This is a genomic window from Methylophilus aquaticus (assembly GCF_030769565.1).
Classification (GTDB): domain Bacteria; phylum Pseudomonadota; class Gammaproteobacteria; order Burkholderiales; family Methylophilaceae; genus Methylophilus; species Methylophilus aquaticus.
The window spans coordinates 15049-29409 of record NZ_JAVCAP010000012.1 but is presented as its reverse complement, the minus strand read 5'-3'; the positions used below and the strand labels follow the sequence as shown (position 1 = coordinate 29409).

Here is a 14361-nt window from a genome sequence, read left to right as displayed (position 1 = left end):
TTTTTAACATCGTTACTGCCTGCAGAGGTGATTTTAAATGTGTAGTAAGTCATTGAATCTATATTGATAAATGACTTTTTACTCGTTGCCTATGTTTGCGCATTTGAACCGATACCGCCTGTTGCGTATCACATCCCCGGCACGTACAGCACCCAGCAGTTTTTTCCTTGGGCCTTCGCGGCATACATGGCTGCGTCGGAGTTGCGTAATAAATCATCCACCTCGGTGCCGTGTTGCGGGTAACAGGCCAGGCCGATGCTGGCAGAGATTTGTACGGTCACCTCATCCAGCTGAAATGGTTGTTTGGTGGCCTGTACGATTTTTTCTGCAAAGGTAGTCATGTCTGCTTGCGATTGCATATTGCCAAGGATCATTGCAAACTCGTCCCCGGCAAATCTGGCAAACGTGTCCGATTGCCTGAAAAATGTCTGAATGCGCTGGCTAAACGCGACCAGTAACTGGTCACCCACCAGATGGCCGTGTGCGTCATTGACCGCTTTAAACCCATCCAGATCAATAAAAATGACGGCAAATTGCTTGTCCTCCCGCTGGCTGACGCTGCGTTCGTGCGCCAGCCTGTCCAGAAACAGGCGGCGATTGGGTAAGCCAGTCAGGTTATCAAAATGCGCTTGTTGCCAGATGGATTGCTCCAGCATTTTGGCTTGTGAAATATCGGTATGGGTGCCCACCACGCGTTTGGGCTGCCTGTTTTCATCGTGTTCAACAATCATACCGCGCGATAATACCCACTTGTAATCGCTGTTCTTGCAACGAATCCGGTACTCGATTTTGTATTCGTCGGCTTGCCCGCTCAAGTACGCATGGATATGCGCTTCAAAACGTGGTTTGTCTTCTGCATGCAGTAAATCGTACAGCGTGACAAAGTGGGGAACCAGGTCGTCCTGATCGTACCCCAGCATTTTCAGCCAGCTATATCCAAAAAAATAGTGTCCGCTGACCAGGTCACAGTCCCACACGCCATCACCGACAGCGTCGATGGCTTGTTTCCATAACTCCTGGGCTTTGCTTTGCGAGTCATAAATACGCCTGAGCTGGTCACTGAACTCAATTCTTTGAATAATTTCCTTGCGGAGTTCCAGTAGTTTCGTCGTCTGGTTAGCCAGTATGTTCAGCAGGCCGAGCTCGACTTCGGAAAAAATCCGCGGTTGATGGTCCATCACGCAAAATGTACCGATGGCATAGCCGTCAGTATTGATGAGTGGAATGCCAGCATAGGCACGGACATACGGCGGATGTACGACGAGGGCACTCAGCATGAATCGGGCATCCCGCTGAGTATCTTCCACGATCAGCGGGGATTGGCTACGAATGGCATATTGGCAAAATGAGACATCCCGTGCAATTTGACTCATCTCCAGCCCTTGGGCGGATTTAAACCACTGGCGGTGCCTGTCCATGATGCTGACGGCAGCGATTGGCACTGCAAATAATTGGCAGGCCAGTGCAACCAGCTGGTCAAAATCGGATTCTGTGACCGAGTCCAGTATCTGGTAACTGAGTACAGCAGCGAGACGCGCGCGCTCATTGTGATTTTTTGTCAACGATCAATATCCTGTGATCAAGCCGTTTCGTAAGGGCACTGGAGCCTGTCAGTGCTCTCCAGCCCGGAGGGGTCTAATTGCCATCAGCGCTCTCCGCGTTGTTATGCGCTTGTTGGGAGTGCGCAAACAGCGCTTCTCACGCTTTGATAACACTGGTGACAGATGCACATCGACAATTGAAGTAGCGTTAACATGCCCTAACTGCCATATTGGTTTGACGTGACGATAGCATTATCTGTCTGGTGATCATAGTATTTGCATAAATGTAACCATCACTATTACTGAAATTTTCTTTTATTAGCGAAGCAAGCGGTTTCTAAATTTTACGCTGACTACTGCGATCCCTGGTTTTATGAGGGGGGATACAAAAAATACCTGGCTTGAACTATCTTTTTGGGATGGCTTTTAGTAAGTTAATGCTGTACATATATGCTTCAATGAATGCAGAAAGTCGTGACAGTATGCAGCCCAAGTCCATACAACAGATCAATTTGTCTTATGACACACAACAGGACCGTTTGATGCTCCGTGCCGGGATGAGTGATGGCAGTGAAATTCAGGTATGGATTACTTATCGCATTACTCGCCAATTGTTTGCAGTGCTCAACCGTGAAGCCAATCTGCCAGTGGCGCCAGCCGGGGCCTCCGAAAGCACGTATACACAGTCAGCAGCGCCTGCTCCAGGCGAGGCGACGCGGCAGTTTGCCGAGGAAGCGGTGGCCATGGAGTCACTGGAGTCACTGGATTTTAATACGGCTTATGAGGAAAGAATGCCTGTTGTTGAACAGGGTCCTCTATTGGCCGTGGGGTCGCAATTCCAGGCAGTCAACGCGCAATTGCGGAGCATGACGCTGCATTGCCTTAACCATATGAATGTGAATATCAATCTGACTAAAGAATTGGTGTTGGCTATTGCACGGATGTTACTGATTGCCGCCAAAGACGCCGGTTGGACATTGCAGAGTGGCGGGGAACCTGGCACCGTTTCTGCCATCGTAGTACAAGGCACCCCAGAAAAACAGGTATTACATTAATGGATAGCATTTTATTGGGAGGCAGCGCATTGCGCGTCTCCAGAATCACACTCGGCACCATGACTTTTGGTGACCAGAACACCCAGCAGGACGCCAATACACAATTGGATTATGCGCTGGCGCAGGGCATCAATTTTATTGATACCGCGGAAATGTATCCGGTGCCGCCACGGGCTGAAACGGTCACACGCACAGAAACCATGCTGGGGCACTGGATCAAAACACAGGCGCGCGACCGCTTTGTACTGGCCAGCAAAGTGGCCGGTCCGCGTCGCGGCATGCACTGGATCCGCGGTGGCCCCAGCGGGCATGACCGCGACAATATCCGCGAAGCGGTGCATCAGAGTTTACAGCGCCTGCAAACCGATTATCTCGATGTGCTGTATTTACACTGGCCCGAGCGTAATGTGCCCATGTTCGGTCAGTACCAGTTTGATCCCAAGGCCGAACTGGATAAAGATGGTCATCCAATGGCCTGGATATCCATTCAAACCCAGCTCGAAGTGCTGGATGAGCTGGTTCGCGAAGGTAAAGTGCGCGCGATTGGCCTGAGCAATGAGCAGCCTTGGGGGGTGATGGAGTTTTTGCGGGTGGCGCGTGAACAGGGTCTGCCACGGGTGGCTGTGCTGCAAAACTGCTATAACCTGATGAACCGTGGCATGGAGTTCGGCATGACCGAAGTGCTCTACCGCGAAGGGATCAGTCTGGCCGCTTATTCGCCACTGGCCTTTGGGCATCTGACTGGCAAGTATGTGGATGATCCTGCCACACCGGGTCGTGTGACCCTGTTTCTGGGCTATGCCCAACGCTATAAAAAACCGGGCGTGCCTGCCGCCGCCAGGGCATATACCGAGCTGGCACGCGCGCATGGTCTGACGCCTACGCAGCTGGCATTGAGTTTTGTCTACCATCGCTGGTTTGTCGGCACCACCATTATCGGTGCGACCAGCCTGTCGCAACTGCAGGAAAATATCGCCGCCTACCAGGTGCGGCTCAGCGAGGCCGTGTTGGCCGAAGTTGAGCAATTGCATCTGACGATGATGAATCCTGCGCCATAAAGGAAGTTAAACATGAGCCATGGGTTTAAATCACGCAACGCGTTGCTGCGTCTGCATATAGGTGGTTTGCTAACAATCACCGCTTTGCTCTCTATGGAGTTGGCATGGGCGGCGCCAATGAGCGAAATGCAACAAGCCTTGCGCACTTGTCAAACCGAGTTTTCAGATGATGCCAGTCGGCGCCTGGTATGCTTTGATAAAGTGGCCGGACAGTATGCAACTACCCAGATTACCTCACCCATACTTTCACCTGCGCAGACTGAACTGGTGGCTAAAGTTAGCGCCGATACCGGTTACCTTGCCCGTAAATGGCATCTTAACAGTCAGGATGAATTGCATTTTACCGACCTCGAAACGTATCAGCAGAATTACATTGTCACGTCCTATTCCAGCAACCCTAATCAAGTCCCGGACTCTCCCTCCCGTCCAAATACACAAGACCGGGCGCTGGATCATAATGACATCCATTTTCAGATCAGCCTGAAAACCCAGTTAATGAACTTTTCAGACTGGCTGCCTAAAAATAACTGGATACAGAGTGCGCGCCTGTGGGGCGCCTACACCCAGCAGTCGTTCTGGCAAGTGTATAACGAATCGCAATCGCGACCTGTGCGCGACCACAACTACTCGCCTGAACTGATTTTGTCGCTGGGATTAAACAGCCCTGAAGCGCCCAAACGCTGGGCAGTGATTCCAGATTTGCTGAATCTGGGCGTTGTGCATGAATCGAATGGCCGTTCCATGCCATTGTCGCGTAGCTGGAACCGAATCTACCTGCAAGGTGGCTGGCAACTGAATGAGCGCTATAGTCTGTTGTTCAAACCGTGGTGGCGGATTCCTGAAAGCAAGTCTGATGACGATAACCCGGATATCAGTAAATACATGGGTTATGGAGACGTGACGCTGCGCTGGGATAGCGAAGCCAATACGACAGCTGCCAGCATATTGCTCCGTAACAACCTGCGCAGCGACAACCGTGGCTATGTCAAAATGGATGTGCAATACAAACCGTTCAAGAATGAAAGCGCACGTTTTTATGCCATGCTGGCGAGCGGTTATGGTGTGTCATTGCTCGATTACAACCAGGCGCAAACCATGTTTGGGATCGGCTTTGCCATCGGAGAATAGACAGAATTGCTGGCCAAATCATTGCAGTGAGTCCCTACTTACTTATTGCGTAAATGTTCCTGTGCGGCTGATTGTGGTTTAATCATGCGCTTTTGAAACTGCCGGAGTCTTTGCAATGACCACTTTGCCTGCTTGCCCACAATGCAATTCTGAATACACTTATCAGGATGGCGATATGCTGATGTGTCCAGAGTGCGCCCATGAGTGGAATCCGCAACAGATGCAGGAGGCTGGGGTGACGGAAAAAGTGGTGCGTGATGCCAATGGCAACATCTTGCAGGATGGCGATACCATCACCGTGATTAAAGATCTGAAAGTCAAAGGTTCCTCGTCTGTGGTCAAGGTGGGAACAAAAGTGAAAAACATCCGCCTGGTTGATGGCGACCATGATATTGATTGCAAAATCGAAGGCTTTGGTGCGATGAAGCTCAAATCCGAGTTTGTCAAAAAAGCCTGATTTTTAAAAGCGTTATTTGACCTTTGTCAGGGGATGCACCGCATAGTCAGCCTGCCAATCACATTTCACTTGTCTGCCATGCGCGAACGTGCCATAGTATGGCTGTGCGATATGCAAGCATTGTTGTCGTTGTTGGATTTTGTACCTGTTGTTTCAAGATGTCCCTTTAACGTAGTTGATAGAGGTGTCTGAGGGTATTTTTTCATCACCCATTTAGCTTCAGTCTCGCTCATGGGAGCATTCCCTTATTTTTCATCTCAATTTACTTTAAAGGAAATACTATGGCATTAGGTACCGTCAAATGGTTTAACGATTCTAAAGGTTTTGGCTTCATCACGCCTGATGATGGTGGTCAGGATCTGTTCGCGCACTTCTCCGCGATTCAAGGTCAAGGATTTAAAACGCTGCGTGAAAATCAGCGCGTGAGCTTTGAAGTGACCACTGGCCCTAAAGGTGCGCAAGCGTCTAATATTCTTCCGCAAGAATAAGATGATGCTGGTCTGGCCTGTACAGGCCGGTAGTGCTGCAAAAACCCGCCTCGGCGGGTTTTTTTGTGGCCTGCATTTATCTGGGTCATGTCTCTGCAATCGCCATTTCAGGCTGTTCATCCAGTGACTTACACTTTAGAATGAAAGCAATTAGTTTTATATCTATGTATTACGGATGAGCAAAGGTCTGTCCCATGTCGAGTAAGCAACCAAAGATCAAAAAGAATGATGTCGTTAACTATGCACCCTGGGAGCGCACTTTCAAAAAGGTTCTAACGCCATTTGAGCAATTTATTCACCAGCAAACGACCAGTGGTTTTTTGCTGATGGCGACTGCCGTGATGGCATTGTTTCTGGCTAACAGTGCCTTTTCCGAAGTGTATCAGCATGCCTTGCATCTGCCGTTGGCCATTAGCCTGGGCCCTTGGCAGTTTCAGCTGAGCCTGCATCATTGGGTCAACGATGGTTTGATGGCTTTATTCTTTTTTGTGGTGGGCCTCGAACTGAAAAGAGAGTTCATGGTGGGGGAACTGTCAGATTTGCGCCAGGCCGCATTGCCTGTGATTGCTGCCGTGGGGGGCATGGTGGTGCCAGCACTGATTTATCTGGCATTTAATGTCGGCACCGACCGCGCAGGTGGCTGGGGCATTCCCATGGCCACGGACATTGCATTTGCAGTCGGTGTGCTCGTGTTGCTGGCCAGCCGGGTGCCAAAGTCTTTGATTACCTTTCTGGTGGCGCTGGCCATTGCGGATGATCTGGGGGCCGTGCTGGTGATTGCAGTGTTTTACACGCAGCAACTGGACCTGGTCTGGCTGACGATTGCGGCTGCGCTGGTGGGTGTGCTGGTGACTTTCAACTTTGCCGGTATCCGGAATGTGGTGCCTTATTTTCTGATCGCCATCCTGCTGTGGTACGCCATGTATGCCTCCGGTGTGCATGCGACCCTGGCGGGAGTGTTGGGAGCTTTCACTGTGCCTGCCCGATCCAAATATAATCCGGCCACATTTGTGGCAATGATAGAGCGTCAGGTAGCCGATTTTTCAGCGAACAAGCAGACCAATGACAGTGTCATGGTCAATGATAAGTTGTATGCGATTTCCGAGCATATGGAAGAAAGCGCCAAAGGGGTGCAAACGCCATTGCAACGGCTGGAGCATGCCTGGCATCTGCCGGTGGCCTTTCTGGTGATTCCTGTGTTTGCCTTGTTTAATGCCGGAATCCCCGTGGACACCAGTAGTTTGTCGGCGACGGTTTCGCACCCGGTGTTTCTGGGCGTGCTGTTTGGCTTGTTGCTGGGGAAATTTTTAGGCATTACCGGCGCATGCTGGCTGGCTTTGCGCTTGCATATCGGCCAGCTACCTTCCGGCACCCGTTTCAGTCAGGTCGCTGCCGTGTCATTGTTGGGCGGGATTGGCTTCACCATGTCTATTTTTATCTCGGAACTTGGGTTTAGCGGACAACCTGAATACTTGCTGATGGCTAAATCAGGAGTGCTTGCCGCCTCTGTGCTTGCCGGAGTGGCCGGTTATCTGATCTTGCGCTGCCTGGGCGCTTCTAAAGTGGCATCAGCGCTGGACTAGGCGCCGCAGGCAAAAGCCTGCGGCCCGATAATTGCCGAGGCGCCTTCAACAAACCTCGGCCGCTGTGTCGACCACCACTGCATACAGATCGCGGGTCATAGCCAATGCAGCGGTTTGTATCTGATTAGCCGAAAGCAGTGAGCCATCTGGCAGGCTAAGGGTTCTGGTGGCGGTGGCACTGCTCACAATCGTAGGCGCAAAGCCCAGATTAAATGCGCCATGGGCTGTTGATTGAATGCACATATGGGTCATAAATCCGGCCAGCACAATATTCTGCACACCTTTGCTTTTGAGCACCTCTTCCAGCCCCGTTTGTATAAAGGCATTTGGATAATGTTTGGTGATGACTGGCTCACCCGCCTTTGGTGCCACAATATCGGCAATCTGACCACTTTCTGCCCGGATATCATAGGGACTGCCTGCGCCCGCATCATGTTGCACATGAATGACAGGCACGCCTAGCCTGCGCGCCTGGTCGAGCAGGATTTTGGCCTCAAGCAATGCCGGCTCAACGCCCTCCAGCTGCAATAGACCTTCACGGTATGTGTTCTGGCAATCAATCAAAATGAGCGCCGCATTCGCCAGTTTGGCCGGGGTATGGCCGATGCCAACCAGATCGCGCAATGTGGTGATATTGTTCATCATTCAAATTTCCCCTGAAAAATAGTGCATTATTGTGTTGGCTGCCTGCGCTAAACAATCGACATACATTACTTGCAGGGCAGTGTTGCTATGACCATATGTTGTCTGCAAAGTTTGTGCAGACGCTGACTATGCAGCATTTAACCATGAGGCACTTTTGCCTCTGTACGATACCCGTGTGATTATTTATATTGATAGCCATCAAACATTCAAAATCAGGATACAATTCTGCTATTCAATGTGGCTGCCAAGCTTATTATTAGCACAACTCTGATTAGATTGTCTGCAATATTTTCATGCGTCATTTCACATTTTTAGTACAGCTCAAACCAGTGGTCATGCGGGTCCTGGATGTCGTGCGTTTAAATCGCGATGAGTGGATAGGGCGCTGTCTGGTATGGCTGGCGGCTTTGTCTGCCGGACTGGTGGTGGTGCTTTATGCCAAAATTTCAGAATGGGCGATTAACCTGTTTTTCGGCATGCAACGCACGGCCTGGTGGCTGCCTCTTGTACTCACGCCAGTGGCTGGCATGCTGATTACCTGGCTGACCTTACGCTGGTTTACCGGGGTGAATGGCAGCGGGATTCCCCAAACCATGGCGGCGCTCAACAAGCATCATGGCGAAGCCATGATGCATAGGCTGGTTTCGCTTAAAATCGCTCTGGCCAAAATCGTGCTGGGCACCGGGGCGTTAGCTGCCGGGTTTTCTGCCGGGCGCGAGGGGCCATCAGTCCAGGTGGGTGCCAGTATCATGATTGCGTTCAAGCGTTATTTGCCAGCGTCCTTTGCAATTGAGCCGCGTCATCTGTTGCTCGCAGGGGGTGCCTCCGGTATTTCTGCCGCATTTAATACGCCGCTGGCCGGCATTGTGTTTGCCATCGAAGAACTGGGCCGGAGCTATGAAGAAAAAACCAATGGCGTACTCATCACGGCGATTGTATTGTCGGGTCTGGTTTCCATCTCCCTGCTGGGTAATTACACTTACTTTGGCAGTATTGAGGTAGGCGAAATCGGGGCCGATATTGTGATCCCTGTGATCGTTACTGGCCTTTTTTGTGGCTTAGTCGGCGGGTTGTTCAGCCGCGTGTTGATTGAGTCCAGCCGTTTCACACCGTGCCGGTTGGATCAGTTCCGCAAATACCATCCGGTATGGTGGGCAGGCTTTTGTGGCTTGATGGTGGCCCTGCTCGGCGCCGTCAGCTTGGGCGCAGCGCATGGGACAGGCTATGCATATACGCACCAGTTGTTGGGAGATGATTTTGCAGGTACCTGGTACTATGCGCCAGTCAAGTATCTGGCCACGCTGTTCACTTATCTGAGTGGTGTGCCTGGGGGTATTTTTGCTCCGTCACTTTCGATTGGGGCTGGTTTTGGATACGAGCTTAATCTGTTGTTTCAGGATCCTGAGATTGCAGTTGCAGTGAATGCCTTGGCTATGACTGCTTTTCTGGCGGCTGTCACGCAGGCACCGCTTACCTCTTTTATCATTGTGATGGAAATGATCAACGGACACGCCATGGTGATTAGCCTGATTGCGGTATCGTTTATTGCGCGCGTGGTGGCACGTTTGATCAGCCCCCCGCTCTATGCCACGCTGGCTGCCAATTACGTTGCAAAAGCAGACTAGTTTCAGCCTTTACGCAATCATTCACCGACCTGCGCAATTGTACAGGCTGCCTATGGCAGTAAACGAGTACACAGAAACGGGTGGTCATTAACGCGTGACTCGGCCATGATGCCAACTGCATCCCTCGTATCAGGAGGATTGCACGCTCTGCAGGTAGGCGCGCCATCCACCGAAGGCAGAAATATCCATGCCGTGCTCGGCGGCATAGCTCTCGCATAAAAATCCCTGTACCTGGCTGCCATTGCTCAGTGTTAATGTACCAAAACACAGAGGCGGCGGTACCCGCGCCACCAGTGTGCCATAGGCTTCTAGCGGCAGTTGCCAGATTTCCACTGCAATCGCCTGGCCTGGTGGCTGATTGACTCTGACCAGCCCGGGGCGTGGCGGCTCGAATTGAGGCAGTTTGAATAGCCGGTAGATTGCTGCTGTCTTCGCCTCGCATACAAAAATGGCGCCCAAGGCCACTAATTCTGCATTGAGCGGTAGTCCCTGCATGTGGCCGCCACACACGGCAACCATGATCATGTGTGAGGAGGCTGGAATCGAAGGTGTCATGATAAGTGTTCCCATCGTTTTGCCAGTTGCAGTAATGCGTGATCATGAAATGCCGGGGCACACAATGTAATGCCAAAGGGCAGTCCATTGTGTTGAAAGCCGGCAGGGACTGCAATGGCAGACAGGTCCAGCAAGTTCATAAAGTTGGTATAGTATCCCAGTTGACTGTTCGTATTGACGGGGTCCTCTTCCACTTCAGCAATGGTGAATATGGTCCCGGCGGTCGGCGTCACCAGCACATCCACCTGTTGCCATGTGTCAGCAGCGCTTGCCCGGTTAGCTTGCAGCCGGTAGAGGGTGTCGTAGGCATCCGCGGCACTAAACTGGCGGGCGCCCTCAATAATACGGCGTGTCACTGGGTGCAGTGAGTGCGGCTGCTGCTCTATAAACGGGCGGATGGCCGCATACCGTTCGGCGACAATCGCGCCTTCATACAGCAGGCGCGCCGTCTCTAAAAAGACTGAAAAATCGATTTCCACCTTTGTGCCACCCAATGCCTCCAGTGACGCAATGGCTTGTGTAAACAGTCGTGGTGTCTCGCTGTTGCCGAAAAAGGCACATTGCTGCGGCATCGGCACGCCAAAATGAAATGCGGGTGGAAATGTGCTGCAGGCGCTGGCCGGAGTTGCCCGCGAATAAGGGTCCAGGGTATCCTGGCCTTGCGCAACCTGCAGCACCGCCTCGGCGTCGTCCGTGTTCAGGGCAAAGATGGACATGCAATCCAGTGAGCGACAAGCCGGGATCATGCCCTGCGTGCTCAGTAAGCCGCAGGTGGGTTTGACACCCACCAGATTGTTGAAGGCGGCAGGGATGCGTCCTGAGCCTGCCGTATCGGTGCCCAGGCTGAAGCTGACCAGGCCCAGCGCGACCGCCACAGCTGAACCGGAGCTGGAGCCGCCTGAAATGTACTCGGGATCAATACTGTTTTTGCAGGCACCGTATGGCGAGCGCGTGCCTACCAGCCCGGTGGCAAACTGGTCCATATTGGTTTTGCCCACCGGAATGGCGCCCGCCGCAATCAGTTTTGCCACGACGGTGGCATGCTGGGCGGGGGTGTAGGCATAGGCCGGGCAGGCCGCGGTGGTCGGGCAACCCGCCAGGTCAATATTGTCCTTGATGGCAAACGGGATGCCGTACAGCGGCAGGCTGGCAGGGTCCTGCGCTTCCAGTTTTTCTGCATACGCCAGCATCTCTTCCAGACTGAGGCGGTGTATCCAAATATGATGGTCATCTTCCGCGTGTATCCTGGTGGCGAGTGTCCGCATCAGCTGAACCGGGGTCAGTGCCCTGTTCAGATAGGCCGCACGTAAACTTGCAATATCTAGATGCATAGGAGGTTTCTCTGCTAAAGGGGCGGTGTGTTAGCAGGCCGCTGCAATGCCGTGCGCCCTGGCTTGCGGATGAAAGCTGGCATATTTGCTGGCCAGCCACAGCATGGCGGCTACCACCAGATAGCTGCTGGCCACCGGCAGCGACTGGGCGATGCCGATGGCTTCGCCATGCATCAGGCCAAAGAAGGTGAATACCGCGCCAGCCAGTGCAAACAGGGCTGCCTTGTCCAGGGTGCGCTCAATCACCAGTGCGGCAATGGCGCCCAGCATCAATCCGCCGAGAATGGCGCCCCCGCCCAGGACTTCCAGCCCATGGTAGAGCACGCCGACCTGGCCGAGCTTGTCCATGCCAAGGGTGGCGGCGCTGGTGCCGGCGACGCTCAGTGCATTGTCAATTTGCAGCTTGCCCCAGGCGGCCACATGCGGCATAAATGCCAGCATGATGGCTGGGGCGTGGCTTTTGGGGGTTTCCTGAAAAGCCTGAGCGCCGATGAGCATGCCGATATAGAGCAGGATGGGGGAGATGGCGACCACCGGGATCAATGATGCGATCAGCGCGATAATCCCTAGCCACGACAGCAGCAATACCATGACGCCGGTCGCGGCCGAGTAACCAATGCGCCCACCCATGGCCTTCCAGCCGGGATGGCCGATATAGACGGCGTTGATAAACGGGTTACCCATCATGCAGCCTATGAGGCTGATGACGCCATCGGCAGACAGTACTTTGGTGGTGGGAAAGCTGTCGCCACCGGCGGCGGCACTTTCGACGTTGTCCATGGCTTCGACCAGATCATAAATGCCGAACGGGATGGCGGTGACCAGGATGACGCCTAAAAACTCAAAGCCGGAGAAGACGTGACCAAAGGCTGGCAGCGGCACCGAGAAGCCAAAGTTGGATACGGCAACGGTGACGTTATCCAGACTCATGTGTGCATAGTTGAGGCCAAACAGGTTGGAGCCCCATGCAATCAGCGTACCTACCGCAATCGCCACCAGACCGGCCGGGATGCCCTTATAGTAGCGTACTCCGCCAAACCAGCTGGCCAGGATGATGGCAAAGCAGACCACACCCACCATTGGGGTCATAAACATTTCCAGTGCCGGACGCAGGCTGATAAACGCCACGGAAACCCCGGCCAGCGTTCCCAGCAGGGCGGCCCGCGGTGTGATTTTACGTATCACTGGCGCAATGAAGCCGCCCAGTATCAGCACAAAACTCTGAATAAACACCCAGGCCAGGCCCGCCTCCCAGCCTTTGACCGGGTCGCCGCTGCTTAGCGAAATTGGCAGCATAATCACAAACACCACCACAAACATATGCGGTACGCTGACCCCAGAGGGCAGGGCACAGACATCGGTGCGGCCGGTTTCCCTAGCGAGCTTATAGGCCAGCCAGGCGTAGTACATCGTGCTTAAAAACAGCATGAGCCCAGTGGCGGGCAGGATACGGCCAAACACGATGTCATCTGGCATTTTCAGTACAAATCTGAGTAAACCTGTGAGTACCAGTAAATTCACCAGAATGTTGGTGCCAAAACCAAAAAATGCATTCCAGTCGCCCGGCGACCAGAGTTTAGGAACGGAAGGGCTTGCCATGATGATGATTCTCCTCGGGATGGTGCATGGTTAATCAGGATGGAAGTACTGCCAGCAGTTGGTGGCTGTCGGTGACCCAGCCAAAAATAGCACTTTGTGCCGCAAACATACGCATGCTGACAGCATGAAATTCAGGGTTGTAGGAGGCGCAACAGTCCCCCGGAATCAAGCAGCGGAAGCCGCGGTCGTTGGCTTCGCGCACGGTCGTGTGTACACAGACTTCAGTGGTGACGCCGCAGACAATCAGTGTTTCTATCTTGCGCTTGCGCAAGATCAGTTCCAGGTCGGTGGCGTAGAACGATCCCTTGCCGGGTTTGTCGATGACCGGTTCGCCATCTATGGGGGTGAGTTCCGGGATAATGTCATGTCCGGCTTCGCCGCGTATCAGAATGCGCCCCATGGGCCCCATATCGCCAATGCGCACACTGGGCGAGCCACGCGCGACTTTGGCCTGGTAAGCATCTGTCATGTCTGGTCTATGCCCCTCGCGGGTATGCATGACCAGCATGCCCGCCGTTCTTGCCGCTTGCAGCAGTGCCTGACAGGGTGGAATGGCCGCCCGCAGCAGGCTGACATCGTTGCCCAGGCTCTGGCCAAAGCCACCTTCGAGAATAAAGTCGCACTGCATGTCAATGACCAGTAATGCGCAACTGGGCAATGCAAAGCTAAAGGGTTCAGGGATGGCCGAGACAGTGACAGTGTTCATAGATTGAGTGTGCTGAGTGTGTTTTTAAAAATGCATCAATGTATACAACAAAGCAAATCATATGCCCACCATGGCGACTACCGAAATTTAATTAAAATGGCGTGAATACCCCAAGGAATAAGGGTTTTAAGGCGATTTTCGCGCGTGTGACTAGGTGTTTGTGTGCAGCAGGGTTAACCAAAACAGTGCGGCTTGCACCATCCCTGCGCATCAGTCTTTAAAAAATGAGACATGGGCAGCGGCAATTTTCCATCCGGCTGCGGTGCGGATCCAGCTCTGGCTCTGGCGGCCTGTACCATCGGCACGTCGAAACTCGGTACTGGCATTGGCGTAGTCGTTGCCATAGGTGGTGATGACGGTGTTAAACAGTGTGCGCGGCGGTGGCGGGGTGCGCTGTTTTCTGAAAGCTACAATCTGTTCCCAGCCGTAGAGGTTTTCGTTGGCACCAAAGCGCACCGCATGCGGGCTTTGCCAGAAAAACGCGATCAGCGCGTCGACATCATTTGCCAGCAGTGCCCGCTCATAGTCGGCAAACACCGCTTGTACTTCGGCCAGGGTGTGGGGATGGTTGATTTGCATGGGCGGCGTCC

Annotated in this window: 15 protein-coding genes; 7 read left to right on the top strand and 8 right to left on the bottom strand. The window is 53.0% G+C overall.

Going from position 1 to position 14361, the window contains the following annotated elements; all coding sequences use genetic code 11:
• Positions 1-128: 128 nt before the first annotated feature.
• Positions 129-1562, bottom strand: coding sequence for a diguanylate cyclase domain-containing protein (locus Q9291_RS05650; protein ID WP_306389053.1), 1434 nt, complete (start codon positions 1560-1562; stop codon positions 129-131).
• Between the two features lie 437 nt (positions 1563-1999).
• Here Q9291_RS05650 and Q9291_RS05645 point away from each other — a divergent pair, with 437 nt between their 5' ends.
• The 4 genes from Q9291_RS05645 (at position 2000) to Q9291_RS05630 (ending at position 5239) form a co-directional block, all read left to right on the top strand.
• Entirely contained in the window at positions 2000-2596 is a 597-nt protein-coding gene (locus Q9291_RS05645) for a hypothetical protein (RefSeq protein WP_306389052.1), read from the top strand.
• Complete coding sequence (locus Q9291_RS05640) at positions 2596-3654, top strand: aldo/keto reductase (protein WP_306389051.1); 1059 nt, start codon at positions 2596-2598, stop codon at positions 3652-3654. The genes Q9291_RS05645 and Q9291_RS05640 overlap by 1 nt, the downstream gene beginning before the upstream one ends.
• Before the next feature lie 12 nt (positions 3655-3666).
• Positions 3667-4782: a phospholipase A gene (locus Q9291_RS05635; protein ID WP_306389050.1), complete on the top strand. Its 1116-nt coding sequence runs from the start codon at positions 3667-3669 to the stop codon at positions 4780-4782.
• A 115-nt stretch (positions 4783-4897) separates the two neighbouring features.
• Positions 4898-5239: a zinc ribbon domain-containing protein YjdM gene (locus Q9291_RS05630; RefSeq protein WP_306389049.1), complete on the top strand. Its 342-nt coding sequence runs from the start codon at positions 4898-4900 to the stop codon at positions 5237-5239.
• A 65-nt stretch (positions 5240-5304) separates the two neighbouring features.
• Here the strand turns inward: Q9291_RS05630 and Q9291_RS05625 are convergent, their stop codons facing one another.
• On the bottom strand, positions 5305-5472 hold the full coding sequence (locus Q9291_RS05625; protein WP_306389048.1) for a hypothetical protein: 168 nt from the start codon (positions 5470-5472) through the stop codon (positions 5305-5307).
• Between the two features lie 48 nt (positions 5473-5520).
• Here Q9291_RS05625 and Q9291_RS05620 point away from each other — a divergent pair, with 48 nt between their 5' ends.
• On the top strand, positions 5521-5727 hold the full coding sequence (locus Q9291_RS05620) for a cold-shock protein (RefSeq protein ID WP_306389047.1): 207 nt from the start codon (positions 5521-5523) through the stop codon (positions 5725-5727).
• Between the two features lie 194 nt (positions 5728-5921).
• Entirely contained in the window at positions 5922-7310 is a 1389-nt protein-coding gene (gene nhaA / locus Q9291_RS05615) for a Na+/H+ antiporter NhaA (RefSeq protein ID WP_306389046.1), read from the top strand.
• Positions 7311-7355: 45 nt separating this feature from the next.
• On the opposite strand, the gene Q9291_RS05610 is transcribed toward nhaA, so the two are convergent.
• Positions 7356-7952, bottom strand: a complete 597-nt coding sequence (locus Q9291_RS05610; protein WP_306389137.1) for a cysteine hydrolase family protein — start codon at positions 7950-7952, stop codon at positions 7356-7358.
• 296 nt (positions 7953-8248) lie between these two features.
• Between Q9291_RS05610 and Q9291_RS05605 the strand changes: the two genes are divergently transcribed.
• Positions 8249-9580 (top strand): chloride channel protein, encoded by a 1332-nt coding sequence (locus tag Q9291_RS05605; protein ID WP_306389045.1) that lies wholly within the window; start codon positions 8249-8251, stop codon positions 9578-9580.
• A 129-nt stretch (positions 9581-9709) separates the two neighbouring features.
• Here the strand turns inward: Q9291_RS05605 and Q9291_RS05600 are convergent, their stop codons facing one another.
• The 5 genes from Q9291_RS05600 to hpxZ all read right to left on the bottom strand — a co-directional run bounded on the left by Q9291_RS05600 (position 9710) and on the right by hpxZ (position 14350).
• Complete coding sequence (locus Q9291_RS05600; protein ID WP_306389044.1) at positions 9710-10135, bottom strand: allophanate hydrolase-related protein; 426 nt, start codon at positions 10133-10135, stop codon at positions 9710-9712.
• Complete coding sequence (gene atzF, locus Q9291_RS05595; protein WP_306389043.1) at positions 10132-11466, bottom strand: allophanate hydrolase; 1335 nt, start codon at positions 11464-11466, stop codon at positions 10132-10134. Before atzF ends, Q9291_RS05600 begins: the two co-directional genes overlap by 4 nt.
• A 30-nt stretch (positions 11467-11496) precedes the next feature.
• Positions 11497-13065, bottom strand: coding sequence for a hypothetical protein (locus tag Q9291_RS05590; RefSeq protein WP_306389042.1), 1569 nt, complete (start codon positions 13063-13065; stop codon positions 11497-11499).
• A gap of 34 nt (positions 13066-13099) precedes the next feature.
• The gene (locus Q9291_RS05585; RefSeq protein ID WP_306389041.1) at positions 13100-13771 is read right to left on the bottom strand and encodes a cysteine hydrolase family protein; all 672 of its coding nucleotides are present in this window, start codon (positions 13769-13771) and stop codon (positions 13100-13102) included.
• 210 nt (positions 13772-13981) lie between these two features.
• Positions 13982-14350 (bottom strand): oxalurate catabolism protein HpxZ, encoded by a 369-nt coding sequence (gene hpxZ, locus Q9291_RS05580; protein WP_306389040.1) that lies wholly within the window; start codon positions 14348-14350, stop codon positions 13982-13984.
• Between the last annotated feature and the right edge of the window lie 11 nt (positions 14351-14361).